Consider the following 23,606-nt stretch of genomic DNA (forward strand, 5'->3'; position numbering starts at 1 on the left):
CTTGCCGCGCCGCAGCACGTCGCTTACATCCCGCCCCATGACATCGACCAACGACATCCGGCGCGGATTCCTCGACTATTTCGCTCGGGAGGGACACCATGCGGTGCCCTCGGCGCCGTTGGTACCGCAGAACGATCCGACGCTCATGTTCGTCAACGCCGGCATGGTGCCGTTCAAGAACGTCTTTACCGGCCAGGAGACGCGGCCTTACTCGACCGCCGTGTCCAGCCAGAAATGCGTGCGCGCCGGCGGCAAGCATAACGATCTCGACAATGTGGGTTATACCGCGCGGCATCACACGTTCTTCGAAATGCTGGGGAATTTCTCCTTCGGCGATTATTTCAAGGATCGGGCGATCACGCTCGCCTGGGATCTGCTGACGAAGGAATGGGGCCTGTCGCCGGACCGGCTGACCGCCACCGTCTATCATACCGACGATCAGGCCTTCGATCTGTGGAAGAAGATCGCCGGCCTGCCGGACGAACGGATCATCCGCATCCCGACCAAGGACAATTTCTGGGCGATGGGCCCGGACGGCCCGTGCGGCCCCTGTTCGGAAATCTTCTACGATCATGGCGACAATATTCCGGGCGGCCCGCCGGGCAGCCCGGACGAGGACGGCGACCGCTTCGTCGAGATCTGGAACCTCGTCTTCATGCAGCACATGCAGGAGAACGACGTCATCGTCGGCGATCTGCCGCGCCCGTCGATCGACACCGGCATGGGGCTGGAGCGCGTCGCCGCCGTGCTGCAGGGCGTCCATGACAATTACGACACGGACACGTTCAGGGCGCTGATCGCCGCCTCGTGCGAACTGACCAGGACGAAGGCGGAAGGGCCGACCCAGGCCAGCCACCGCGTCATCGCCGATCACCTCCGCTCGGCCGGCTTTCTGATCGCGGACGGCGTACTGCCGTCGAACGAGGGCAGGGGCTATGTGCTGCGCCGAATCATGCGCCGCGCGATGCGCCACGCCCATCTGCTCGGCGCGCCTGAGCCGCTGATGTGGCGGCTGGTGCCGAGCCTCACCGCCGAGATGGGCGCGGCCTATCCCGAACTGGTCCGTGCCCAGCCCCTGATCGAGGAAACGCTGAAGCTGGAGGAGACGAAATTCCGCCAGACGCTGGTCAACGGCCTCAAGCTGCTCGACGAGGCGACGGCGGACATGGCGGCGGGCGCGACCCTGCCCGGCGCCACCGCCTTCAAGCTCTACGACACCTACGGCTTTCCCTACGATCTTACCGAGGATGCGCTGCGGGCGCAGGGCTATGGCGTCGATCGCGCCGGCTTCGATGCGGCGATGGCCGAGCAGAAGGCCGCCGCGCGCGCCGCCTGGAAGGGCTCGGGCGCCAAAGCCAGCGAGGATGTGTGGTTCGACATCGCCGAGGAGCTCGGAGCGACCGAGTTCACCGGCTATCTTGGCCATGACGGCGACGGCCAGGTGGTCGCCATCGTCAAGGATGGCGCCCGCGTGGAGAAGGCCGGGACGGGCGACAATGTCGTCATCTTGACCAACCAGACGCCCTTTTACGGCGAAAGCGGCGGCCAGATCGGCGACACCGGAAAGATCACATCGGACAAGGGCTTACAGGCGGAAGTTGAGGAAACCTCCAAGCCGCTCGGCAAGCTGCACGCGCATCAGGCCGCGATCCGGGCCGGCGAGATCGCGGTGGGCGATACGGTACATCTGGCCGTGGATGCCGCGCGCCGCTCCAAGGTTCGCGCCAATCACAGCGCCACCCATCTGCTCCACGCCGCGCTGCGCAAGCGGCTCGGCGATCATGTGACGCAGAAGGGCAGCCTGGTCGCGCCCGACTATTTCCGCTTCGATTTCTCGCACCCCAAGCCGCTGACCCGCGAGGAGATCGAGCAGGTCGAGGCGGACGTGAACCGCTATATTCGCGAGAACGAGCCGGTCGGCATCCGCCTGATGAGCATCGACGATGCGCTGGAGGCGGGCGCGATGGCCCTGTTCGGCGAGAAATATGGCGACGAGGTCCGCGTCCTCTCGATGGGCGTCGAGGGCGACAAGGCCTATTCGGTCGAATTGTGCGGCGGCACCCATGTCGATGCGCTGGGCGATATCCAGCTCTTCAAGATCACCTCCGAAAGCGCCGTCGCCGCCGGCGTGCGCCGCATCGAGGCGCTGACCGGCGAGGCCGCCCGCTTGTGGTTCGTGAACCGCGAGGAGCGGCTCAAGGAAGCCGCCGCCGCGCTGAAGGCGTCGCCCGAGGATGTGCCGGCGCGTGTCGCCGCTTTGGTCGAAGAGCGCCGTCGGCTCGAACGCGAGCTGGCCGAGGCGAAGAAGGCGCTGGCATTGGGCGGCGGCGGCAAGACGGAAGCCGCCGGGCCGGAGCAGGTCGGCGGCCGCGGCTTCATCGGCCAGGTGCTGGACGGCATGGACCCCAAGCAGCTTCGCGGCCTCGTCGACGAGGCCAAGGCTCGCGTCGGCTCGGGCGTGGTCACGCTGGTCGCGGTCAATGACGGCCGCGCCACCGTCGCGGTTGGCGTCACCGACGATCTCGCCGGCTCGCTCAGCGCCGTCGACCTCGTCCGCAAGGCCGTGGAAGCGGTCGGCGGGCAGGGCGGCGGCGGCCGTCCCGACATGGCGCAGGGCGGCGGCCCGAGCGGCGGCAAGGCGGAAGCGGCGCTCGCTGCGGTGAAAAAGACGCTCGGCGAGGCGGCGGTCGCCGTTTAGGCGTCGCGCAGACGTCGGCCGAGCGTGGCCGGCTCCTGGTCGAGATCGCCCATCTCGCGGATGCGCTGGCGCATTTCGCCGCGCTTCTCGTGGATCGAGGCGATCACCGGGCCCATCGCGATGCCGAGATCGACGAGCAGCGCCTCGGAAAGTTGCAGCGAGGATTCCAGCGTCTCCGGTACCGCGTCGGTTGCCCCGGCGCGATAGAGCTCCGCCGCATGCTGCGCGTCGCGGGCGCGGGCGACGATGATGAGATCGGGGCACCAGCCCCGCACGCGTCGCACCAGCCGGACGGTCAGCACCGGATCGTCCATGGTGAGCACCAGCGCGCTGGCATGGCCGAGATTGAGCCGGTCGACCAGCTCGGGTCGCGAGACGTCGCCGAAGATGATCGGCAACCCTTCGCGCCGCGCCGCCGCGACGGCATCCACATCGGAATCGACCGCGACGTAGGAGCGCTCGTGCGCGTTCAGCATGTCTGCGACGAGCCGCCCGACGCGACCGAAGCCGATGATCACGACCGCCGGCGATTCCTGACCGGCGGCTGGCAAGGACAGCCCTTCGTCGGAATGGACATCGACGCGCCGCGCCGCCACCTGCCCGAGCTTGGCGAGCAGGGGTGTGATGGTGAGGCCGATCGCGGTCACGATCTTCCAGAAGATCGCCGCGTCGCTGGAAATGATGCCTGCCGTCGCGGCAGTCGCCAGCACGATCAGCGTGGTCTCCGACGGCGAAGCCATCACCACGCCGGCTTCAGCCGCAACCGCCGACCGCTTGCCGTAGAGCCGCATCAGCAGGCCGGTCACGACCGCCTTCACCAGCAGCACGCCGACCACCGCCATCAGGATGGCCGGCCAGTGCTCGGCGATGAACACCAGATCCACGCTCATGCCTACCGTGATCAGGAAGACGCCGAGGGCCAGCCCCTGGAAAGGCGCGGTGATGACCTCGACCTCGTCATGATAATCGGTCTCGGCGATCAGGATGCCGGCGACCAGCGCGCCGACGATCGGCGACAGGCCGACCGCGGCGGCGGCGAGGCTGGCGACGATGACGACGAGCAGGCTGGCCGCCAGGAACAGCTCGGGGCTCTTGGTCCGCGCGGCCTGCGCGAAGAGGCGCGGCAGCAGCAGGCGTCCGATGAACAGCATGGCGAAGATGACGAGCGCGCCGAGCACGAGCGTCGTGAACAGCCCTTCCAGCCCGCTGCCCGCCTGCGCGCGCGGCGCCAGCGCGCCCAGCGCGAAGATGATCGGCACGATCGCCAGGTCCTCGAACAGCAGGATCGCCAGCGCGGCGCGGCCGACTGGCGTGCTGGTATCGACGAGCTTGAGGACGAGCGCCGTGGAGGACAAGGCGAGGGCGAGGCCAAGCGCCACCGCCGCGGTGAGACTGTTGCCGAGCAGGGCGAGGCCGGCGCCGATCAAGACTGCACTGATGAAGAGCTGCGCCGCGCCGACACCGAAGACCAGCCGGCGCATGCCCCACAGGCGTCGGAACGACAGCTCCAGGCCCACCGAAAAGAGCAGCAGGATGATGCCGAACTCCGCGAAGGGCGCGATCGCCTCCTCGTTGGAGATGGTGACGAAGCGCAGCCAGGCGGCATCGCCGGCAAACTGACCGAGTCCGTTCGGTCCGACCAGTACGCCGATCAGCAGAAACCCGATGACCGGGCTGATCCGGATGCGGGCGAAGGCTGGGATGACGACGCCCGCCGCACCCAGAATCACCAGGGCGTCGCTGAAACCGGAGGCGCTGAATTCGCTGGCCATGCGCTGCTTATGCAGGATCGGGCGCGCTTGTCAGCAAGCGCGCCCGACTAGAGAGTAAAAAATTGCAGGCGGGGTCAGGCGGGCTGCGCCGCCATCGCCTTCTCCAGGTTGACACGCACCGCCTCGAAGAACTGCTCGGTCGTCATCCAACTCTGCTCGGGGCCGATCAGGATGGCGAGATCCTTGGTCATCTGGCCGCTCTCGACCGTCCGGATGCAGACCTTCTCCAGCGTCTCGGCGAAGCGGGTCACTTCCGGCGTACCATCGAAGCGGCCGCGATATTTGAGGCCGCCGGTCCAGGCGAAGATGGACGCGATCGGATTGGTCGAGGTCGCCTTGCCCTGCTCGTGCATGCGGTAATGGCGGGTGACCGTGCCGTGCGCCGCCTCGGCCTCGACCGTCTTGCCGTCCGGCGTGGTCAGGATCGAGGTCATCAGGCCCAGCGAGCCGAAGCCCTGCGCGACCTGGTCGGACTGCACGTCGCCATCGTAATTCTTGCACGCCCAGATGAACTTGCCGCTCCACTTGAGCGCGCTCGCCACCATGTCGTCGATCAGGCGGTGCTCGTAGACGATGCCGAGCGCCTTGAACTTCTCCGCAAACTCGGTTTCGTAAACCTCGGCGAAGATGTCCTTGAAGCGGCCGTCATAGGCCTTGAGGATGGTGTTCTTGGTCGAAAGATAGACCGGCCATTCGCGGGTGATGCCGTAATTGAGGCAGGCGCGGGCGAAATCGCGGATCGATTCGTCCAGATTGTACATGCCCATGGCGACGCCGCCGGCGGGATAATCGAACACGTCACGCTCGATCACCTGGCCGTTCGCGCCCTCCCACTTCATGCTGAGCTTGCCGGGACCGGGCACGACGAAGTCGGTGGCGCGATACTGGTCGCCGAAGGCATGGCGGCCGACGACGATCGGATCGGTCCAGCCAGGGATGAGCCGCGGCACGTTGTCGATCACGATCGGCTCGCGGAAGACGACGCCGCCCAGGATGTTGCGGATCGTGCCGTTCGGCGATTTCCACATCTGCTTGAGGCCGAATTCCTCGACCCGGGCCTCGTCCGGCGTGATCGTGGCGCATTTGACGCCGACGCCGTATTTCCTGATCGCCTCGGCGGACTCGATCGTGATCCTGTCGTCCGTCTCGTCGCGCTTCTCGATGCCGAGATCGTAATAGACGAGGTCGATGTCGAGATAGGGCAGGATCAGCCGTTCGCGGATCCACTGCCAGATGATGCGGGTCATCTCGTCGCCGTCGAGCTCGACGACGGGGTTCTTCACTTTGATCTTGGCCATGAGGCTGTGCGCTTTCTTCCCCGGTGTTGGTCTGCGAGAGGGGCTGTAGGCGGTGGCGTGGCATCGATCAATCCGCCAGCCGGCCTTTCGGTTGTCACGAATTTTCTCTCCGCCTAGAAGCGCCCCATGAGCTCCCTTGAAAAATCGGACGAGCCGACGACGCCGACCGTCCGCTACCGCATGCCCAGCGTTCACCCGGAGGGACGCAAGTTCGCCGTCATCGCCGGCGCGATCGCCTTGCTGTTCTGGTTCGTCATCGACTGGGACTGGCTCGGCTGGATCGCCGCCGGCGTCACCGTCTGGATCCTGAGCTTCTTTCGCGATCCCATACGCACCACGCCCACCGGGGAGGGGCTGGTGATCGCTCCCGCGGACGGGATGGTGACGATGATCGCCACCGTGCCGCCGCCGAAAGAACTGCTCGGGGAGGGCGGCCTGTCCGCCGATCCCGTCATTCGCGTGTCGATCTTCATGAGCGTTTTCGACGTACACATCAATCGCACGCCGATCGCCGGCACGATCCGCAACGTCGTCTATATCGCCGGCAAGTTCCTGAACGCCGATCTCGACAAGGCGAGCGAGCATAATGAGCGCCAGCACATCCTGGTCGAGGGCGAGGACGGCACGAAGATCGCCTTCACCCAGATCGCCGGGCTGGTCGCGCGGCGGATCGTCCCCTGGGTGAAGCCGGGCGACCGGGTGGTCGCCGGCCAGCGCGTCGGCCTGATCCGCTTCGGCAGCCGGGTCGACGTCTATCTGCCGGAAGGCACGTCGAGCCAGGTGCTGCTCGGCCAGCGCACCATCGCCGGCGAGACGGTGATCGCGAGGATCGGGGTTTCCGAGCTGATCGAAGGCGTCGCGCAATGAGCCTGCCGCCCGAGCGCGCGGGCGGCGGCATTCCCCTGCGTGCCGTGGTGCCCAATGCGGTGACGGCGCTGGCGCTTTGCGTCGGCCTGACCGGCGTGCGCTTCGCCATCGCTGGAGAGTGGGACAAGGCGATCTATGCGATCATCGCCGCCGCTGTGCTGGATGGGATGGACGGGCGGATCGCCCGGGCAATGAAAGGCCAGACCCGGTTCGGGGCGGAACTGGATTCGCTCTCCGACGTGATCGCCTTCGGCGTGTCCCCCGCGATCATCCTGCATCTATGGTCGCTGCAGTACTGGCCGCGATTGGGCTGGGTTTTCGCGCTAGCCTATGCCGTCTGCATGGCGCTGCGTCTCGCCCGCTTCAACGCCCGCATCGATGTCGAGGACCAGCCGCACAAATCGGCGGGCTTCCTGACCGGCGTGCCCGCGCCGGCCGGGGCTGGGCTGCTGCTGCTGCCGATCTTCCTGTGGCTGGCGAGCGGGCGGGAATGGACCTGGCTGCAGGATTACTGGTTGGTCGCGCCCTGGGCGGCCTTCGTCGCTTTCCTCGCCATTTCCAATATCGCCACCTTCTCCTGGACCTCGCTGCGCCTCAGGCGCAACGTCCGGCTGGAGGCGATCCTGGCGATCGCGCTGATCGGCGGGGCGATCTTTTCCGCACCTTGGCAGACGTTGAGTTTCATCGCGCTCGCCTATCTCGCGATGATCCCGTTCAGCATGGCGAGCTACGCGAAGGTCAGGCAGCAGCGCGCAACGGCGGCAGGCGGACCGGCGACACCCGTTCCTGCGCCGGACGTGCCGGAAGCTGCGCAGCCGAAAGCGGGGCGCCCGCTAAAGCGGCGCGCATCGTCGCCCAATTCTCCCTCAGAATGACCTCGGCCGCCATGCCGAGCCCCACGAGAAGACCGGAGAAGAACAGGATCGCAAACAGATGAGCCACAGTCTTATCCCCTGCTTATCCACAGCCGGGACGTCCGGCGGGAAGATTTTGTTCCCCTGCTGAGAGGGGACCAGGCTTATGTTCCTGTTTTGTTCTGCCGTCAAGAGCCATGCTCTGGCCTTGACGATATCCTCATGGCATGATTGCAAAGCAGGCTGTTGACCGGGGAGGGAAATGCCCATGCGCAAGATGTTGCTTGGCGCCGCTGCGCTCGTGATCGTGTCGGCCGGGAGCGCGGGCCTGGCCAGGGGCCAGTTCGTCGCCGTTCCGGACGGCGGCGCCGTTCTCGAAGGTGAGGGCGGCGTCAGCATCGCCCGCGACGGCGTCGATTTCTGGACCAGCGGCACGCCGGCGCGGCGCTTTCAGATCCTCGGCACGCTCACCGACAGCCGCACCGGCGCACTCTCCTCGGGCCAGGCGGTCGGCAGCCCGTCCCTGGCGCGTCAGGCCCGCGCGCTCGGCGCGGACGGCCTGATCCTGTTCGACCGGCAGGTCCGCGACGGCGGTCATGTCGGGGTCTGGAGCGGCGGCGATTCCCTGTTCCCGCTCAGCGGCTCGCGCGCATCCTCCACGACCACGACCTTCGTGGCCGTGCGCTATATTGATTGAGGCCGCGGCTTCCGCCTGAATGAGCGGGCGCGCCGCCCGGGGTTGATTTCCTCGGCGCGCGCCCTTAATTGCGCGCCCATTCCACATGCGGGGTCATCATACCGGTGCTCTCGGACCTGGTCCGGAGTTTCTCGGCCCCGCAGAGGTGTAACCGGAAGGAGAAAGATTATGGCGTCCACTGACGTCAGCATGCAGGCATTGCTCGAGGCCGGAGCGCATTTCGGCCACCAGACCCATCGCTGGAACCCCAAGATGAAGCCGTACATCTTCGGCGACCGCAACGGGGTGCACATCATCGACCTGTCGCAGACCGTGCCGCTCTTCGCACGCGCGCTCGATTTCGTTCGCCAGACGTCGGCGGCCGGCGGCAAGGTGCTGTTCGTCGGCACCAAGCGCCAGGCGCAGGATCCGATCGCCGAGGCCGCGCGCCGTTCGGGCCAGCATTTCGTCAACCATCGCTGGCTGGGCGGCATGCTCACCAACTGGAAGACGATCTCCAACTCGATCAAGCGCTTCAAGAGCCTCGAGGAGCAGCTTTCGGGCGAGACGCACGGCCTCACCAAGAAGGAAGTGCTGCAGCTCACCCGCGAGCGCGACAAGCTGGAGCTGTCGCTGGGCGGCATCCGCGACATGGGCGGCATCCCGGACGTGATGTTCGTGATCGACGCCAACAAGGAAGAGCTGGCGATCAAGGAAGCCAATGTGCTTGGCATCCCGGTCGTCGCGATCCTCGACACCAATGTGAGCCCGAACGGCATCGCCTTCCCGGTCCCGGGCAATGACGATGCCAGCCGCGCGATCCGTCTCTATTGCGACGCGGTCGCCGACGCGGTGCTCGCCGGCAGGCAGGGCGGCGCCGCGCAGCGCGGCGTCGATATCGGCGCGCAGGACGAGCCGCCGGCCGAAGCGGTGCTGGCCGAGGCCTGAGATAGAGGGAGGGGCGATCCCCCTCCCGTTCGTCCTGAGCCTGTCGAAGGACTGCCCTTTCTTTATGTTGAAGAGAAGGGCAGGGCTTCGACAAGCTCAGCCCGAACGGTTTATTTTTGCACGAACGCAAGAGGATATGAGACATGGCTGAGATCACGGCCGCGATGGTCAAGGAGCTGCGCGAGCGCACCGGCGCCGGCATGATGGACTGCAAGAAGGCGCTGGCCGAGACCAATGGCGACATGGAAGCCGCCATCGACTGGCTGCGCACCAAGGGCCTGGCCGCCGCCGCGAAGAAGTCCGGCCGCGTTGCCGCCGAGGGTCTGGTCGGCGTCGCCGTCCAGGGCACGGCCGGCGCGGTCGTCGAGGTCAACAGCGAAACCGACTTCGTCGCCAAGAACGAGCAGTTCCAGGATTTCGTGCGCAGCGTGTCACAGCTCGCGCTGACGACGGGCGAGGATATCGAGGCGCTCGGCAATGCCGCGCACCCGGCCGGCGGCAGCGTCAATGAAGTGCTGACCAACAATATCGCCACGATCGGCGAGAACCAGTCGTTGCGCCGCGCCGGTCGCGTCAGCGTGTCTGATGGCGTCGTCGTCTCCTACGTCCACAACGCCGCCGCGCCGGGCCTCGGCAAGATCGGCGTGCTGGTCGCGCTGGAGAGCGGCGCCGACAAGACGGAGCTGGAGACGCTCGGCAAGCAGCTGGCGATGCACATCGCGGCCGCCGCGCCGCTGGCGCTGAAGGGCGAGGATCTCGATCCGGCCCTGATCGAGCGCGAGCGCGGCATCGCCAAGGAGAAGGCGGCCGAGAGCGGCAAGCCGGCCGAGATCGTCGAGAAGATGGTCGAAGGCGCGATGGCCAAGTTCCGCAAGGAGAACGCGCTGCTCTCCCAGCTCTTCGTCATGGACAACAAGACGAAGATCGAGGACGTGATCGCCGCCGAGGGCAAGCGCCTGGGCGCGCCGGTCGCGCTCGCCGCCTATCTGCGTTTCCAGATCGGCGAAGGCATCGAGAAGAAGGAAAGCGACTTCGCCGCCGAAGTCGCCGCCGCGGCCGGCACCAGCAAGGCCGAGCCCGTCGCCTGAACTTATTCCTCCCCTGCATTTGCAGGGGAGGAATACTTGGCACCTTCGCCGCACCTGACTAAGGTGCCCGCGCTCATTGCCTCACCGAATGGAAACCCCATGACGCGCCCGCGCTTCAACCGCATCCTGCTGAAGCTTTCGGGCGAGGCGTTGATGGGCGAAGGCCAGTTCGGCATCGATCCGGACGCGGCCGCCCGGCTCGCCGGCGAGATCAAGGTCGCCCGCGAGGACGGCCATGAGCTGTGCCTGGTCGTCGGCGGCGGCAACATCTTTCGCGGGCTGGCCGGCGCCGCCAAGGGCTTCGACCGGGCGAGCGCAGATTATATGGGGATGCTTGCCACGGTTATGAACGCGCTGGCGCTGCAGAACGCGCTGGAGAAGATCGGCGTCGATACGCGGGTCCAGTCGGCTATTCCGATGGCGACCGTGTCCGAGCCCTATATCCGCCGCCGCGCCGTCCGGCACATGGAGAAGGGCCGGGTTGTGATCTTCGCCGCCGGCACCGGCAATCCCTTCTTCACCACCGACACCGCGGCCGCGCTGCGCGCCGCCGAAATGGGCTGCGACGCCTTGTTCAAGGGCACCAGCGTCGATGGCGTCTATACGGCCGACCCGAAGAAGGTCGCGGACGCGAAACGTTATGATACAGTGACTTTCAATCAGGTACTCGCGGACAATCTGAAGGTGATGGACGCCAGCGCCATCGCCCTGTGCCGCGACAACAATATCCCGATCGTCGTCTTCAACATCCGCGAGCAGGGCAATCTCGCCCGGGTGCTCGGCGGCGGCGGCGTGGCGACGATCGTCCAGAACTAAAAGGGAGAGGAAGAAGCCATGCCCGCTTACGACAAGGGCGATATCCAACGCCGCATGCACGGCGCGGTCGAGGCGTTGAAGCACGATCTGGGCGGCCTGCGCACCGGGCGCGCCTCTACGGCGCTGCTCGATCCGGTCACGGTCGAGGTCTATGGCGCGAACATGCCGCTCAACCAGGTCGCGACCGTGTCGGCGCCGGAGCCGCGCCTGCTCTCGGTCCAGGTCTGGGACCGGTCGAACATCTCGGCGGTCGAAAAGGCGATCCGCAATGCGGGCCTCGGCATCAACCCGATCACCGACGGGCAGAATATCCGCTTGCCGATCCCGGACCTGACCGAGGAGCGTCGCAAGGAGCTGGCCAAGCTGGCGCATCAATATGCCGAAAAGGCCAAGGTCGCCGTCCGCAACGTCCGCCGCGACGGCATGGACGCATTGAAGACCGATGAGAAGAAGAAGGAAATCAGCGAGGACGAGCACAAGCGCCTCGATGCCGAGGTGCAGAAGCTGACGGATGACGCGGTCAAGGAGATCGACGATATCCTTGCCGCGAAGGACAAGGAAATCCTGCAGAAGTGACGGCCATGCCGGCCAGCGCCGGATCCGCGACCGATGCCGTGGCGCCGGCTCCGGCCGTACCCCGTCACGTCGCCATCATCATGGACGGAAATGGCCGCTGGGCGAAGGCGCGGGGGCTGCCGCGCTCGGCCGGCCATCGCGCCGGCGCCGAGGCGGCACGCCGGGCGCTGCGTGCGGCGGGCGAGGCAGGGGTCGAATGCCTGACGCTTTACGCCTTCTCTTCGGAGAATTGGCGGCGACCCAAGGCCGAGATCGCCGATCTGACCGGTTTGCTCAGATATTATGTGAAAAAGGAGCTCAAGACACTTCTCAAGGAAGGCGTTCGCCTCCGCGTGCTCGGCGACCATAAAGCCTTCGAGACCGATGTGGCCGAGATGGTGGACGATGCCGTGGCCCGTACCGCCGGCAATAACCGGATGACGGTGGCGATCGCGCTGAACTACGGGTCGCGCGCCGAGCTGATCGGGGCGATGCGCAATCTCGCGGAGGATGTCGCGGCGGGGCGGCTCGCGCCCGGCGACATCGACGAGGCGCGGATCGACGCCTCGCTCGACACGCACGGGTTGCCGCCGCTGGACCTGTTGATCCGCACCTCGGGCGAACAACGCCTGTCCAATTTCCTGCTCTGGCAGGCGGCCTATGCCGAATTGCTGTTCGTCGACACGCACTGGCCGGATTTCGACGAGAATTCGATGCGCGCCGCCCTGGACGAATATGCCCGGCGCGAGCGGCGCTACGGGGGATTATGACCGCGCAGGACACTTCGCGCCCGGCTTCCGACCTCACCGTGCGCTTCGCCGCCGGCGTGGCGATGGCGGCTGTGGCCTTGCTCGCCATCTATCTCGGCGGTTGGCCTTTCCGTCTCCTGGTCGTGGCGGCCGCGGCGATCGCCTGGCTCGAATGGAACGCGATGCAGGGCGTCGCGCGGCCCTGGAGCTGGATCGGCGCAGGGATGATGGCGCTGTTCCTCCTCGCCGGCGCGGAATATCTTTTCCCGGCGGGGCAGATGGACGAGATCGTCACCGAGGACGGGGTCGGCATCCTCGCCATCGCGCCGACGAGCTTCGACCCGGTCTGGCAGGCATTGGTGGTCGCGCTCGCCATCGCGGCGCTGCTGGGCGCGGCGACGCGCCGCGTCCCGATAGCCTGGGGCTTCCTCTACATCGCGGTGCCGTCGTTCGCGCTGCTGGTGCTGAGCTGGGCTTGGTTCGGGCTTGTCCTGTGGGCGATGGTCGTCACCTGGGCGACCGACATCGGTGCCTATGCGGCAGGTCGCGCGATCGGCGGGCCGAAGCTCGCCCCGACTATCAGCCCGAACAAGACCTGGGCCGGGCTCGCCGGCGGCATCGCCGCCGCGGCTCTGTTCGGCTGGCTGGTCGCCTCGATGGAGTTGCTGGCGCTCGGCGCGCCTTTCCTTTGGCTCGGCGGCGCGATGGCGGTGCTCGCCCAGGCCGGCGATCTCTACGAGAGCTGGGAAAAGCGTCGATCCGGCATGAAGGACAGCGGCACGATCCTGCCCGGCCATGGCGGCGTGCTCGACCGGATCGATGGGCTGCTGCCGGTCGTGCTGGCCACTCTGGCGGTGCCGATGGCGGGGCTCTGGGTGGGATGACCCGCAGCATCACCATCCTGGGCGCGACCGGATCGGTCGGCCGCTCGACGCTCGACCTCGTCGCGCGCAACCGCGACCGCTTCGAGATCGTCGCGCTGACCGCGCGCAAGGACATTGACGGCCTTATCGAGCTGGCCGGGAAGTTCCGTCCGCAGCGCGCCGTGATCGGCGACGAAACCCATCTGCCGTGTCTCAGGGAGGCGCTTGCCGGCACTGGCGTCGAGGCGGTTGGTGGCGATCAGGCGATCGTCGAGGCGGCCGGCGCGGGGGCCGACTGGACGATGGCGGCGATCGTCGGCACGGCGGGCCTCAATCCAGTGATGCGCGCGCTCGAGGCGGGCGGCACGGTCGCGCTGGCGAACAAGGAATCGCTGGTTTCGGCCGGCGCGTTGATGATTCAAGCGGCCAAGGCGAGCGGCGCGACTTTGCTGCCGGTCGATTCCGAGCATAATGCGGTCTTCCAATGCTTCGACGCCGCCCGGCCCGAGGCGATCAGCCGCGTCATCCTCACCGCCAGCGGCGGCCCGTTCCGGACCCGCTCGCTGGACGAGATGCGCCGCGTCACGCCGGCCGAGGCGGTCGCGCATCCGAATTGGTCGATGGGTGCCAAGATCTCGGTCGATTCGGCGACTTTGATGAACAAGGGTCTGGAGCTGATCGAGGCCTTTCACCTGTTCCCGCTCGGCGCCGATGCCTTCGATGCCGTCATCCATCCCCAGTCGGTGATCCACAGCCTCGTCGAATATGTCGACGGTTCGGTGCTTGCTCAGCTCGGCGCGCCCGACATGCGCGTGCCGATCGCGCACACGCTCGCCTGGCCGGAGCGGATGGAGACGCCTTGCAAGCGGCTCGATCTGGTCGAAATCGCCCGCCTGGACTTCGCCGCGCCGGACCTGGAGCGGTTCCCCGCGCTCGGCCTCGCCAAGGCGGCGCTGGTCGCAGGCGGCGCGAAGCCGGCCATCCTCAATGCCGCCAATGAGATAGCGGTCGCATCTTTCCTTGAAAGCCGGCTCGGTTTCCTCGATATCGCATCGGTCGTGGGCGATGTTCTCGCCCGCTTCGACCCGCCGGCGCCGTCGTCGATCGACGCGGTGCTGGAGATCGATCGGGAAGCCAGGGGCGTGGCCACCGAAGTGACAGGAAAGTTCCGCAGTTGAACAGCCCCGGCATCTTCTTCACGATCATCGCCTTCCTGCTCGTCATCGGGCCGCTGATCTTCATCCACGAGCTCGGCCACTATTTCGCCGGCCGCTGGTTCGGCGTGAAGGCGGAGGCTTTCTCGATCGGCTTCGGGCGCGAGGTCACCGGCTGGACCGACAGGCGCGGCACGCGCTGGAAGGTCGGCTGGCTGCCGCTGGGCGGCTATGTCCGCTTCAAGGGCGACATGAATCCGGCCTCGCAGCCCTCGTCGGAGTGGCTGGCACTGTCGGCCGAGGAACGTGCCGAGACGTTTCAGGCGAAAGCGTTGTGGCAGCGCTTCATCATCGTCGCCGCCGGCCCCGCGATCAATTTCCTGTTCGCGATCCTGGTCTATATCGCGCTCTTCGCGAGCTACGGTCAGCCGCAGACGCCGCCCATCATCGCGGTGGTCCAGCAAGGCTCGGCCGCGGCGGCGGCGGGCCTGGAGCCGGGCGATCGGGTCCTGGCGATCGAAGGCCGTTCGATCCGTCGGTTCGAGGACATCGCCTCCTATGTCTCGATCCGCCCCGGTCAGCCGATGGCGATCGACTATGAGCGGAACGGCGACCGGCGCAGCCTCACGGCGACGCCCCAGTCGCTGGAAGTGGAGGACCGTTTCGGCAACCGCGCCCGCATCGGTCGCCTCGGTATCGGCCCGGGCGGCGTCGAGGTGGCCGCGCTGGCGCCGCACGAAGCCGTTTTCGCCGCCTTCCGCCAGACCGGCGACACGGTGAAGATGATGGTGGTGACACTCGGCCAGCTGATCAGGGGCCAGCGCTCGCTCGACGAAATGGGCGGGCCGCTCAAGATCGCCCAGTTTTCGGGTCAGCAGGCGAGTTTGGGCTGGCTCGATTTCGTGCTCTTCATGAGCCTCATCTCGATTAATCTGGGATTCATCAACCTGTTGCCAATCCCGCTGCTCGATGGCGGACACCTGTTGTTCTACATGATCGAGGGAGTGAGGCGTAAGCCGCTGAAGCCGGAAGCCCAGGAATGGGCGTTCAGGACGGGCCTCGCGGTGCTGCTGGCATTGATGATCTTCGTCACCTTCAACGACCTGGCCTCTTTTGGGCTCTTTACCAAGCTTGGCGGCTTGATCGGCTGATCATGATCGGGCAGGGCTGGCTGCGACCGAAATTGGCGGGCGGGTGGGCCGGCCCACAGAACAAAAAGGCGGGGACGCGTGACGTCTAACGAAGTTTTTCCCAACGGCCGCAAGCTTTGCGCCGCTCTGCTGTTCGGTACGATGCTCGGCGGGATCGCCGTCCCGGCCTTCGCCCAGGAAAGCGCGCCGCTGCCGCAGGTCGCCCCGCCCTCGCCGGCGGAGCCCCAGCGCACGATTCGCACCGTCACTATTCAGGGCAATCAGCGGCTCGAGCCAGAGACGGTGCTGTCCTACACCCAGCTGCGCGCCGGTGAGTCTTACACGCAGGAGCGCCTCGACGACGCGTTGCGCGATCTTTACGCCACCGAGTTGTTCGCCGATGTGACGATCGCCGGTGCCGATACCGGCGATCTCGTCATCCAGGTCCGCGAGAACCCGGTCATCAACCGCATCGTGCTGGAAGGCAATCGGCGGCTGAAGGACGACAAGATCGGCCCCGAAATCCGGCTCGCCCCGCGCCAGATCTTCACCCGTTCGCGCGCGCGCGCAGATGTCGCCCGCATCATCGAACTCTATCGTCGCCAGGGCCGCTATGCCGCGACGGTCGTGCCGCAGATCGTCCAGCTCGATCAGAATCGCGTCGATGTCGTTTTCGAGATCAACGAAGGTCCACGTTCGCGCGTGCGGCAGATCAACATCATCGGCAACGAACGATTCGGCGATCGTCGACTGGTCTCGGAGATGGCGACCCGTGAATCGGTGTGGTGGAACATCTTCAGCTCCTCCGACACCTACGATCCAGATCGACTCGCCTTTGATCAGCAGAAGCTGCGGCAATTCTACCTGACCCAGGGCTATGCCGATTTCCGCGTCGTCTCTGCCGTGGCGGAGCTGACGCCGGACCGGCGCGACTTCATCATCACTTATGTCATCGAAGAAGGCGACCGCTACCGTTTCGGCGATGTCAGTGTGCAGAGCGACATCCGCGAATTCCGGGGCGAGGATCTGCAGCGGACGCTGCCGATGCGCGCCGGCGACTGGTACAATGCCCGCCAGGTCGAGGACTCGGTCACCAGCCTCAACGAACTGGCCGGCCTGTTCGGTTACGCCTTCGCGGACGTGAGGCCGCGCTTCAACCGTAGCCGCGAAAACCTGACCATGGGCGTGACCTTCCAGGTCGCCGAGACGCCGCGTGTGTATGTCGAGCGGATCGACATTTCCGGCAACACCAACACGCACGACAAGGTGATCCGGCGCGAATTCCGCCTGGCGGAGGGGGATCCCTTCAACAATGTCCGGGTCCGCCGCTCGCGCGACCGCATCCAGTCGCTCGGCTTCTTCCAGGAAAACCTGGAAATCCAGCAGACCGAAGGTTCATCTCCGGACCGGGTCGTGCTCGGCATCGCCGTCGAGGAGCGGGCGACCGGAGAGCTCCAGCTTTCCGCCGGCTTTTCCAGCCTCGAACGCTTCCTGGTCGCCCTTTCGGTCCGCCAGCGCAATTTCCGCGGCCGCGGCCAGGAGCTGCGTGCCGGCATCAATTATTCGACCTATTCCAAGTCGATCGAGCTCGGCTTCACCGAACCCTATCTGTTCGATCGCAACATCGCGATCGGATTTGATCTGTTCCGCCGCGATCTCAACAGTTTCAACCTGCTGGGCAGCAACCGGCAGACGACCTATCAGGTGATCAGCACCGGCGGGCAGATCCGCGCCGGCGTACCGCTCACCGAAAATCTCAGCATGGCGCTGCGCTACGGCCTTTCCTATGACGAGGTCAGCCTCAACGAAGCGCTCTACTTCACCGACCCTGACGGCGCGGGCCCGTTGCCGCCGCAATGCGACCCGCTGCGCGCCAGCCGCTATCTGTGCGATTCGATCGGCAACCGGCTGACCTCCTCGGTCGGTTATTCGCTGCTCTACAGCACGCTCAACAACACGATCCGGCCGAGCAGCGGCCACCGGTTGCTGTTCAACCAGGATTTCGCCGGCCTCGGTGGCGATGTGACCTATCTGCGCACCCGCCTCAGTGCCGCGAAATACTGGAATGTCTTCAACAACTTCATCTTCTCGCTCAGCGCCGAAGGCGGCTATATTCGTTCGTTCGAGAATAGCGCGTCGAATGTCGATCCGTTGCGGATCAACGATCGCTTCTTCCTCGGCAGCCCGCAGATGCGGGGCTTCGACATCCGCGGCGTCGGCCCGCGCATCCAGCGCATCCCCTACGAGTTCGAATATGACGGGCCGACGGATACCTATAGCGACGTCCGCCTTTCGGAGGATCGGGACCGTATCCTCGACGACGCGCTTGGCGGACGCGCCTATTATCTTGGCCGTGCAGAACTGGAAATCCCGCTCGGCTCCGGGGCGCGCGACCTCGGTCTGCGGCCTTCGATCTTTGCCGATGTCGGCGCGGTATGGGGCGTTCGCCGTCCTGCGACATTCGACCTGGAGCCTGGCTCTCCACTCACGCTGAATGAGTGCACCTTCGAGGACGGCACGGTCACGACGATTCCCCGTCGTGAGTCGGCCTGCCCGGATGGATCGACCTTGACTCGCCTGGCCGCCGCTCCGTTCCGCGAGGTGTTCCTTGGCAATACCCCGCGGCCGCGCCTCTCCGTCGGTTTCGGCGTGAACTGGAACTCGCCATTCGGCCCGTTCCGTATCGATATCGCCAAGGCGCTGCTCAGCGAACCCGGCGATGACACCAAACTCTTCAGCTTCAACGTAGGGACTGCATTCTGATGAACAAACTCACTTTCGGGGCGGCCGCAGCTGCTTTCGCCCTCGCCATGCCTGCCGCCGTCCAAGCCCAGGCGCTTCCTTCCGCGGTTGTCGCGGTCGTCGATACCCAGCGTGTGCTCACCCAGTGCACTGCCTGCGTTGCCGCCAACCAGCAGCTCCAGGCGCAACGCCAGCAGCTCGAGCAGCGCGCGCAGCAGCTCAGCCAGCCGCTCCAGACCGAGCAGCAGGCGATTCAGGCCGCCGTAAACGCCTTGCCCCAAGGCGCGCAGCCGGACGCCGCGCTGCAGCAGCGTATCCAGGCCTTCCAGACCCAGACGCAGAACGCGCAGACCGAGATGCAGGGCCGCCAGCAGCAGTTCCAGCGTAACGCCAGCTATGTGCTGGAGCAGCTCGAAGGACCGCTGAACACGGCGATCACCCAGATCATGCAGCAGCGCGGGGCCACTATCGCCATGGACCGTGCCGCGACACTGGCGATCAATCCGGTGGTCGAAATCAGCGACGCCGTGCTCGCCGCGCTCAACGCTGCCGTCACCAGCGTCAATGTGAATGCGCCGCCACCGGCGCAGCAGCCCGCCGCCCAGCAGCCTGCCCAGCAGCAGCCGGCGCAGCAGCAGCGGCGCCCGACGGGCCGTTAATGGCTGACGATCCCAGCGCCGTCATCGGCCCGTTCGACATCCGGCGGGTGATGGCGGCGCTGCCGCACCGCTTCCCGATGCTCCTTGTCGACCGCGTCGAGGAGCTGGTCGTCGGCGAGAAGATCGTCGCGACCAAGGCGGTCACGATCAACGAGCCCTTCTTCGCCGGCCATTTCCCCGACCGGCCGATCATGCCCGGCGTGCTGATCGTCGAGGCGCTGGCCCAGGCGGCCGGCGTGCTCGCGGTCGAGACGCTGGGCCTATCGGGCACCGGCAAGCTGGTCTATTTCATGGCGATCGACGGGGTGAAGTTCCGCACGCCCGTCGAGCCCGGCGTGCTGCTCAGCCTCGAAGTCGAGTTCGTCCAGCGCCGCGCCACGGTCTGCAAGTTCGCCGGCCGCGCGCTGATCGCCAGCAAGCTCGCCGCCGAATGCAGCTTCACGGCGATGATCGCCGACCCCCCTAAGGGCTGACCGGCCGCCACCGGCCATCGGCCTTCTCGATCCCGAAAATCTTCGCGATGTGATCGCCGTCGAGGCCCTCGGCGGCGATCCGCCCCTTGTCCATGATCAGCACGCGGTCCGCATGATGCGCCGCCGCGTCGAGATCGTGCATCGCGATCAGCGCGGCGCGTTCGCCTTGCGAGACTTCGGCCCGGATCAGCTCCATCAGCCGGATCTGCCAGAGCGGATCGAGATTGGCGGTCGGCTCGTCGAGCAGCAGCAGTTTCGGCTTCGGCGCCAGCGCGCGGGCGATCAGCACCCGGCCGCGCTCGCCGGTCGAAAGCCGGTCCATCCGCCGGCCGAGCAGCGCGTCGAGCTCCAGCGCCTCGGGCGGGGCCTCGCCGCCGCCCAGCGCGATCATGTCCCGCGCCAGCAGCGGCCAGGCGAGATCGCGCGAGGCCGGCAGGTAGGTGAGAACGTGCGGCCGCCGAGCCGGCGGGATCAGGTGGGGATCGGCGCCGTCGATACGCACTTCGCCCGCCGGGCCGCCGAGCCCGGCAATGGCATGGAGCAGGCTGGTCTTGCCGCTGCCATTCGGGCCGACCAGGGCCACCAGCTCGCCCGCGCCGATATCGAGCGAGGCTTCGGCCAGCCGGCCCGGTAGCGACAGGCCGCGCGCCGCGACGAGCGCCGTCATGACGTCACCCGCCAGCGCATATGCGCGACCAGCCAGAGGAAGAAGGGCGCCCCCAGCATCGCCGTCACCACGCCGATCGGCAGCGTCCGCCCCAGCGGCGCGAGCCGGACGATGAGGTCGGCGGCGGTGAGCAGCAGCGCGCCGATCAGGGCGGCGGGCAGGATCGCCCGACCCGGATGCCCGCGCGTCAGCCGCCGGGCGAAGATCGGCGCGACCAGCCCGATGAACCCCACCGCCCCGCAGATCGCCACGCAGGCCCCCACGCCGAGCGCGGTCAGCACGATCACCTGCAGCCGGAGCGCGCGGATGTCGTGGCCCATCGATTGCGCCACCTCCTCGCCCAGCGCCAGCGCGTCGAGCGGCGCGGCGAGGCGCAGCAGCAGGACGATCACGGCCAGGGCGGGAATGCCCGCGAATGCCGCCTGCGACAGGCTGCGATCGACCAGCGAGCCCATCAGCCAGTCATAGGCGTCGTAGAAGGCGAAGGGGGAGGGGGCGAGCGCCAGCGCCAAAGTGGTCAGCGCCCCCGCCAGCGCGCTGATCGCAATGCCGGAGAGCAGCAGGGTCGCCGTCTCCGCCCGCCGCCCGGCCAGCAACAGCAACAGCAGCAGCGCGGCGAGCGCGCCGGTGACGGCGCCCGCCGCCAGCGCGAGCGGCGCGACGAAACCGAGAATATAGGCGGTGAACACCGCGCCCAGCGACGCCCCGCTGCTCGCCCCGGTGATATCGGGCGAGGCGAGGGGGTTGGCGAACAAGGCCTGGATCGCCGCCCCGGTCGCGCCCAGAGCCGCGCCGTAAGCGAGCCCGAGCAAGGCGCGCGGCAGCCGCAGCTCGGTCAGCAAAGCCCGTCCCAATTCAGCATCTTGCACGAAGATGCTCGCAAGATTTCCCCAGGGCAGCAGCAGCGAGAGCAGGAACGCCGCGAGCGCCGCCACCGCCAGCAGGAGCAGGGTCGGACGGCTCATCGCGCCAGCTCCCCGCGCAGCCGGACGATATCGTCGATCAGCAGCGGCCCCATGCAGGTCCAGCGCCGCCCTTCCGCCCGCACCGTCCGTCCGCCGCGCACCGCCCGGGCGAGGGGATGGCCGAGCCAGCGCTGCTGTCCCGAATATTGCCCGGCCCGGTAATCGCTGCGCACCAGTATCTCGGGCGGACGGGCCAGCAGCGTTTCCAAAGTCGCGCGGTTGCCCGGCAGCGCCCGTTGCCGCAGCCCGGCCAGTGCCAGCCATTGCGCGCCCAGCCCGTCGCCGGACATGCTGATCCCGCCGCCGCCGATCCAGATCGCCTCGCGCGGCCGCGCCGGGGCGCTGCGTTTCAGCGCGTCGATCCGCGCCAGCAGCGCCGCGCCCCGCTCCGGCCGTCCCAGAACACGCGAAACCTCGCTGACGCTCGCCTCGATATCGGCGAGGCGGGTGGGGAAGGGGAGGTCGATCACCCTCATCCCCAGCCGCTCGGCGATCCGCGTCCGGTCCCGCCCGCCGCCGCCCATGGTCAGCACCAGATCGGGGCGCAGTCCGGCGACGGAAAGCAGGCTGCCGTCATTGCGCGGATAGCGGCGCCCTTGTCGCCACAAGGGCGTCTCCGCCTCCTGGTGCGAGAGATGCGTGACCGAGACGATCTGCTCCGGCGCGCCGAGCATCAGCAACAGCTCGTCCGTGCACAGATTGAGCGAGGCGACGCGGGCCGGGGCGGCCGAAGCCGCCGCCGGCGCCGCCAGCGCCACGCTAGCGGCCAAGAGCGACGCGAAGCCCCGCATAGACCGTCGTTCCGGGCGTGTTGTACCCCACCACGTCCTGATAGTTCGCGTCGAACGCATTCTCCACCCGGCCGTAGAGCTCGAGCTGCGGCAGGATGCGATAGCCGACGCGCAGCGAGGCCAGCGCATAATCGTCCAGCGTCACGGTCGCGGCCGGAAACAGATCGAAATCCGTGTCCGTCCGCTTGCCGACATAAGCGATGCTGGCGCCCCAGCTGAGGCGATCGGCGGTGCCGAAGGCGATCAGATTGGCCGTGCCGCGCGGCCGGCGCACCTCGCGCACCAGCGCCGCGCCCGCCACGCGCTGCTCATCCGCGTCGAGCCAGGTGTAATTGGCGCTGAGGTTCAGCCATTCGGCGTGGCGGTAGCCGAATTCCACCTCGACGCCCTCGCGGTGGCTCCTGCCGTCGGCATTTTCGGTGCTGGAGAGGAAGGTGACGGAATCGAACACGTCGACGATCTCGTTCCGCAGCCGGTTGGAGAAGCCGGTCAGGCCGGCATTGAAGCGCCCGTCCGTCCAGCGCACGCCCGCTTCCCAGCCGCGCGAGCTTTCCGGCCGCAGGTCCGGATTGCCGACGAAGGAGCCGGGAAAGAAGCCGTAAAGGTCGAAAAAGGTCGGCTGGGCGATGCCCTCGCCATAGGCCGCGTGCAGCGTCCAGCCCGCCGCCGGGCTGACCAGCAAGGCGGCGCGGAACGTGGTCGCGTCGTCGAACCGGTTGAAATCGTCATGGCGCACCGCGACGTCGGTAACGACGCCCGGCACCCATTCGGCGCGCCACTGGCCGACGAAGGCGGTGTTGCGGCGCGAGCGATCCTGATCGGTGCCGCCGAAATATTGCGTGTCGCGGGCGCGGAAATCCTCTTCATTGTGGTCGACCGCCGCGACGATCAGGTGGCCGCCGATCCGCCGCGAGGCCTGGAGTCCGAGCGTCAGCCGGTCGCCGAAGGTGCCGTTGAGCGGAGTGGTGCCCAGCCGGTTGCGGTTGGCGCTGTCGAGATAGGCCGCTTCGGCGCGCACGCCCCAGCCGTCCCATTCGCCGGAGAACCAGCCGCGCACCGCGCCGATCCGGTTCTTCGTCTCGTCGAGCGTGTCGGCGCGCAGGAAGGTGAGGGGGTCGAAGCCGTCAAATTGGCTGGTACCCTCGATCCAGTGGCCGACCGCGCCGGCCTCGATGCCGCCGGAGCGGTAGACCGCCTTCAGGCTCGCCGCGAACGTCTCGAAGCCGTCGCGCTCGCCGTTCGCGCCGAACGAGTCGATCCCGTCGCTGCGCTGCCAGCCCGCCGAGGCGGTGAGCCCGACATCGCCGGTCTGCACCGCATAGCGGCCGAACAGGCGGCTGGTATCGAGGCTGCCATATTCGGCGTCCGCGACAAAACCGCGCGCGACGAAAGGGTCGGCGGTGCTCGCCGCGATCACCCCGCCCAGCGCTTCGGAACCCCAGAGCGCCGATTGCGGCCCGCGCACGATCTCCATGCGGGAGAGCAGATCGGTGGTCAGCAGCTCGAACCGCGCCTCGTTGCCCGCGGCCGGATCGTTGAAGCGGATGCCGTCGAGGAAGAGCAGGGTGTGGCTGGCCTCGGCGCCCCGGATGCGAAGCTGCGTCTGCGTGCCGCGCGGACCGGAGACGGAGACCGACAGGCCGGGCGACAGGCGCAGGATGTCAGCAGCCGTCGGAAGGGTCAGCGCCTCAAGCGTGGCCGTATCGAAGATGGTGGACGAAACAGCGGCCTCGTCGGCGGCGACCGGCTCGCGCGCGGCGGTAACGACGATCTCCGGCTCGGCCTGAACGACGGCGGCGGACAGGAGCAAAATGGATAGCGACATATGAACCTCCGTAAGA

Annotated in this window: 21 protein-coding genes; 15 read left to right on the forward strand and 6 right to left on the reverse strand. The window is 67.2% G+C overall.

Going from position 1 to position 23,606, the window contains the following annotated elements; translation table 11 throughout:
* The first annotated feature begins 37 nt into the window (after window positions 1-37).
* A complete protein-coding gene (gene alaS, locus KF780_09635; GenBank protein MBX3562058.1) occupies window positions 38-2,698 on the forward strand; it encodes an alanine--tRNA ligase in 2,661 nt (886 codons plus the stop codon).
* On the opposite strand, the gene KF780_09640 is transcribed toward alaS, so the two are convergent.
* Window positions 2,695-4,470 carry a cation:proton antiporter gene (locus tag KF780_09640; protein ID MBX3562059.1) on the reverse strand — a complete coding sequence of 592 codons (1,776 nt, stop codon included), beginning with the start codon at window positions 4,468-4,470 and terminating at the stop codon, window positions 2,695-2,697. The genes alaS and KF780_09640 overlap by 4 nt on opposite strands.
* A gap of 74 nt (window positions 4,471-4,544) precedes the next feature.
* Window positions 4,545-5,768: an NADP-dependent isocitrate dehydrogenase gene (locus tag KF780_09645; GenBank protein MBX3562060.1), complete on the reverse strand. Its 1,224-nt coding sequence runs from the start codon at window positions 5,766-5,768 to the stop codon at window positions 4,545-4,547.
* A 126-nt stretch (window positions 5,769-5,894) separates the two neighbouring features.
* Between KF780_09645 and KF780_09650 the strand changes: the two genes are divergently transcribed.
* The 14 genes from KF780_09650 (at window position 5,895) to fabZ (ending at window position 19,342) form a co-directional block, all read left to right on the forward strand.
* Window positions 5,895-6,635, forward strand: coding sequence for a phosphatidylserine decarboxylase (locus KF780_09650; GenBank protein ID MBX3562061.1), 741 nt, complete (start codon window positions 5,895-5,897; stop codon window positions 6,633-6,635).
* Entirely contained in the window at window positions 6,632-7,510 is an 879-nt protein-coding gene (locus tag KF780_09655) for a CDP-alcohol phosphatidyltransferase family protein (protein ID MBX3562062.1), read from the forward strand. The genes KF780_09650 and KF780_09655 overlap by 4 nt, the downstream gene beginning before the upstream one ends.
* A gap of 247 nt (window positions 7,511-7,757) precedes the next feature.
* Window positions 7,758-8,186, forward strand: coding sequence for a hypothetical protein (locus tag KF780_09660; protein MBX3562063.1), 429 nt, complete (start codon window positions 7,758-7,760; stop codon window positions 8,184-8,186).
* A 168-nt stretch (window positions 8,187-8,354) separates the two neighbouring features.
* A complete protein-coding gene (gene rpsB, locus KF780_09665; GenBank protein MBX3562064.1) occupies window positions 8,355-9,113 on the forward strand; it encodes a 30S ribosomal protein S2 in 759 nt (252 codons plus the stop codon).
* Window positions 9,114-9,256: 143 nt separating this feature from the next.
* On the forward strand, window positions 9,257-10,201 hold the full coding sequence (locus tag KF780_09670) for an elongation factor Ts (GenBank protein ID MBX3562065.1): 945 nt from the start codon (window positions 9,257-9,259) through the stop codon (window positions 10,199-10,201).
* 99 nt (window positions 10,202-10,300) lie between these two features.
* Window positions 10,301-11,017, forward strand: coding sequence for a UMP kinase (gene pyrH, locus KF780_09675; protein ID MBX3562066.1), 717 nt, complete (start codon window positions 10,301-10,303; stop codon window positions 11,015-11,017).
* A gap of 18 nt (window positions 11,018-11,035) precedes the next feature.
* Window positions 11,036-11,593: a ribosome recycling factor gene (frr, locus tag KF780_09680; GenBank protein MBX3562067.1), complete on the forward strand. Its 558-nt coding sequence runs from the start codon at window positions 11,036-11,038 to the stop codon at window positions 11,591-11,593.
* Between the two features lie 5 nt (window positions 11,594-11,598).
* Complete coding sequence (locus KF780_09685; GenBank protein ID MBX3562068.1) at window positions 11,599-12,342, forward strand: isoprenyl transferase; 744 nt, start codon at window positions 11,599-11,601, stop codon at window positions 12,340-12,342.
* Entirely contained in the window at window positions 12,339-13,205 is an 867-nt protein-coding gene (locus KF780_09690; protein MBX3562069.1) for a phosphatidate cytidylyltransferase, read from the forward strand. The genes KF780_09685 and KF780_09690 overlap by 4 nt, the downstream gene beginning before the upstream one ends.
* Window positions 13,202-14,362, forward strand: coding sequence for a 1-deoxy-D-xylulose-5-phosphate reductoisomerase (locus KF780_09695; protein ID MBX3562070.1), 1,161 nt, complete (start codon window positions 13,202-13,204; stop codon window positions 14,360-14,362). Before KF780_09690 ends, KF780_09695 begins: the two co-directional genes overlap by 4 nt.
* Complete coding sequence (gene rseP / locus KF780_09700; protein MBX3562071.1) at window positions 14,359-15,489, forward strand: RIP metalloprotease RseP; 1,131 nt, start codon at window positions 14,359-14,361, stop codon at window positions 15,487-15,489. Before KF780_09695 ends, rseP begins: the two co-directional genes overlap by 4 nt.
* Window positions 15,490-15,630: 141 nt before the next feature.
* On the forward strand, window positions 15,631-18,231 hold the full coding sequence (gene bamA / locus KF780_09705) for an outer membrane protein assembly factor BamA (protein MBX3562072.1): 2,601 nt from the start codon (window positions 15,631-15,633) through the stop codon (window positions 18,229-18,231).
* A gap of 113 nt (window positions 18,232-18,344) precedes the next feature.
* Window positions 18,345-18,869: an OmpH family outer membrane protein gene (locus tag KF780_09710; GenBank protein ID MBX3562073.1), complete on the forward strand. Its 525-nt coding sequence runs from the start codon at window positions 18,345-18,347 to the stop codon at window positions 18,867-18,869.
* Entirely contained in the window at window positions 18,869-19,342 is a 474-nt protein-coding gene (gene fabZ, locus KF780_09715; GenBank protein ID MBX3562074.1) for a 3-hydroxyacyl-ACP dehydratase FabZ, read from the forward strand. The genes KF780_09710 and fabZ overlap by 1 nt, the downstream gene beginning before the upstream one ends.
* Here the strand turns inward: fabZ and KF780_09720 are convergent.
* Genes KF780_09720 through KF780_09735 form a run of 4 tightly spaced genes read right to left on the reverse strand, consistent with a single transcriptional unit; the run spans window position 19,332 to window position 23,590 of the window.
* Window positions 19,332-20,009 carry an ABC transporter ATP-binding protein gene (locus KF780_09720; GenBank protein ID MBX3562075.1) on the reverse strand — a complete coding sequence of 226 codons (678 nt, stop codon included), beginning with the start codon at window positions 20,007-20,009 and terminating at the stop codon, window positions 19,332-19,334. The two genes, fabZ and KF780_09720, sit on opposite strands and share 11 nt — an antisense overlap.
* Window positions 20,006-20,974, reverse strand: coding sequence for an iron ABC transporter permease (locus KF780_09725; protein MBX3562076.1), 969 nt, complete (start codon window positions 20,972-20,974; stop codon window positions 20,006-20,008). The genes KF780_09720 and KF780_09725 overlap by 4 nt, the downstream gene beginning before the upstream one ends.
* The gene (locus KF780_09730; GenBank protein ID MBX3562077.1) at window positions 20,971-21,744 is read right to left on the reverse strand and encodes an ABC transporter substrate-binding protein; all 774 of its coding nucleotides are present in this window, start codon (window positions 21,742-21,744) and stop codon (window positions 20,971-20,973) included. The genes KF780_09725 and KF780_09730 overlap by 4 nt, the downstream gene beginning before the upstream one ends.
* Window positions 21,734-23,590, reverse strand: a complete 1,857-nt coding sequence (locus tag KF780_09735) for a TonB-dependent receptor (protein ID MBX3562078.1) — start codon at window positions 23,588-23,590, stop codon at window positions 21,734-21,736. The genes KF780_09730 and KF780_09735 overlap by 11 nt, the downstream gene beginning before the upstream one ends.
* Window positions 23,591-23,606: the final 16 nt, after the last annotated feature.

The organism is Sphingomonas sp. (genome assembly GCA_019635535.1).
Lineage (GTDB): Bacteria > Pseudomonadota > Alphaproteobacteria > Sphingomonadales > Sphingomonadaceae > Allosphingosinicella.

Excerpts from the sequence above, each read along its gene's own strand:
- KF780_09735 (MBX3562078.1), bottom strand. The coding sequence starts at position 23,590 with ATGTCGCTATCCATTTTGCTCCTGTCCGCCGCCGTCGTTCAGGCCGAG.
- KF780_09695 (MBX3562070.1), top strand. The coding sequence starts at position 13,202 with ATGACCCGCAGCATCACCATCCTGGGCGCGACCGGATCGGTCGGCCGC.
- KF780_09655 (MBX3562062.1), top strand. The coding sequence starts at position 6,632 with ATGAGCCTGCCGCCCGAGCGCGCGGGCGGCGGCATTCCCCTGCGTGCC.
- KF780_09690 (MBX3562069.1), top strand. The coding sequence starts at position 12,339 with ATGACCGCGCAGGACACTTCGCGCCCGGCTTCCGACCTCACCGTGCGC.
- KF780_09670 (MBX3562065.1), top strand. The coding sequence starts at position 9,257 with ATGGCTGAGATCACGGCCGCGATGGTCAAGGAGCTGCGCGAGCGCACC.
- alaS (MBX3562058.1), top strand. The coding sequence starts at position 38 with ATGACATCGACCAACGACATCCGGCGCGGATTCCTCGACTATTTCGCT.
- KF780_09640 (MBX3562059.1), bottom strand. The coding sequence starts at position 4,470 with ATGGCCAGCGAATTCAGCGCCTCCGGTTTCAGCGACGCCCTGGTGATT.
- KF780_09650 (MBX3562061.1), top strand. The coding sequence starts at position 5,895 with ATGAGCTCCCTTGAAAAATCGGACGAGCCGACGACGCCGACCGTCCGC.
- fabZ (MBX3562074.1), top strand. The coding sequence starts at position 18,869 with ATGGCTGACGATCCCAGCGCCGTCATCGGCCCGTTCGACATCCGGCGG.
- KF780_09720 (MBX3562075.1), bottom strand. The coding sequence starts at position 20,009 with ATGACGGCGCTCGTCGCGGCGCGCGGCCTGTCGCTACCGGGCCGGCTG.
- KF780_09660 (MBX3562063.1), top strand. The coding sequence starts at position 7,758 with ATGCGCAAGATGTTGCTTGGCGCCGCTGCGCTCGTGATCGTGTCGGCC.
- KF780_09725 (MBX3562076.1), bottom strand. The coding sequence starts at position 20,974 with ATGAGCCGTCCGACCCTGCTCCTGCTGGCGGTGGCGGCGCTCGCGGCG.
- rpsB (MBX3562064.1), top strand. The coding sequence starts at position 8,355 with ATGGCGTCCACTGACGTCAGCATGCAGGCATTGCTCGAGGCCGGAGCG.
- frr (MBX3562067.1), top strand. The coding sequence starts at position 11,036 with ATGCCCGCTTACGACAAGGGCGATATCCAACGCCGCATGCACGGCGCG.
- KF780_09685 (MBX3562068.1), top strand. The coding sequence starts at position 11,599 with ATGCCGGCCAGCGCCGGATCCGCGACCGATGCCGTGGCGCCGGCTCCG.
- pyrH (MBX3562066.1), top strand. The coding sequence starts at position 10,301 with ATGACGCGCCCGCGCTTCAACCGCATCCTGCTGAAGCTTTCGGGCGAG.
- bamA (MBX3562072.1), top strand. The coding sequence starts at position 15,631 with ATGCTCGGCGGGATCGCCGTCCCGGCCTTCGCCCAGGAAAGCGCGCCG.
- KF780_09645 (MBX3562060.1), bottom strand. The coding sequence starts at position 5,768 with ATGGCCAAGATCAAAGTGAAGAACCCCGTCGTCGAGCTCGACGGCGAC.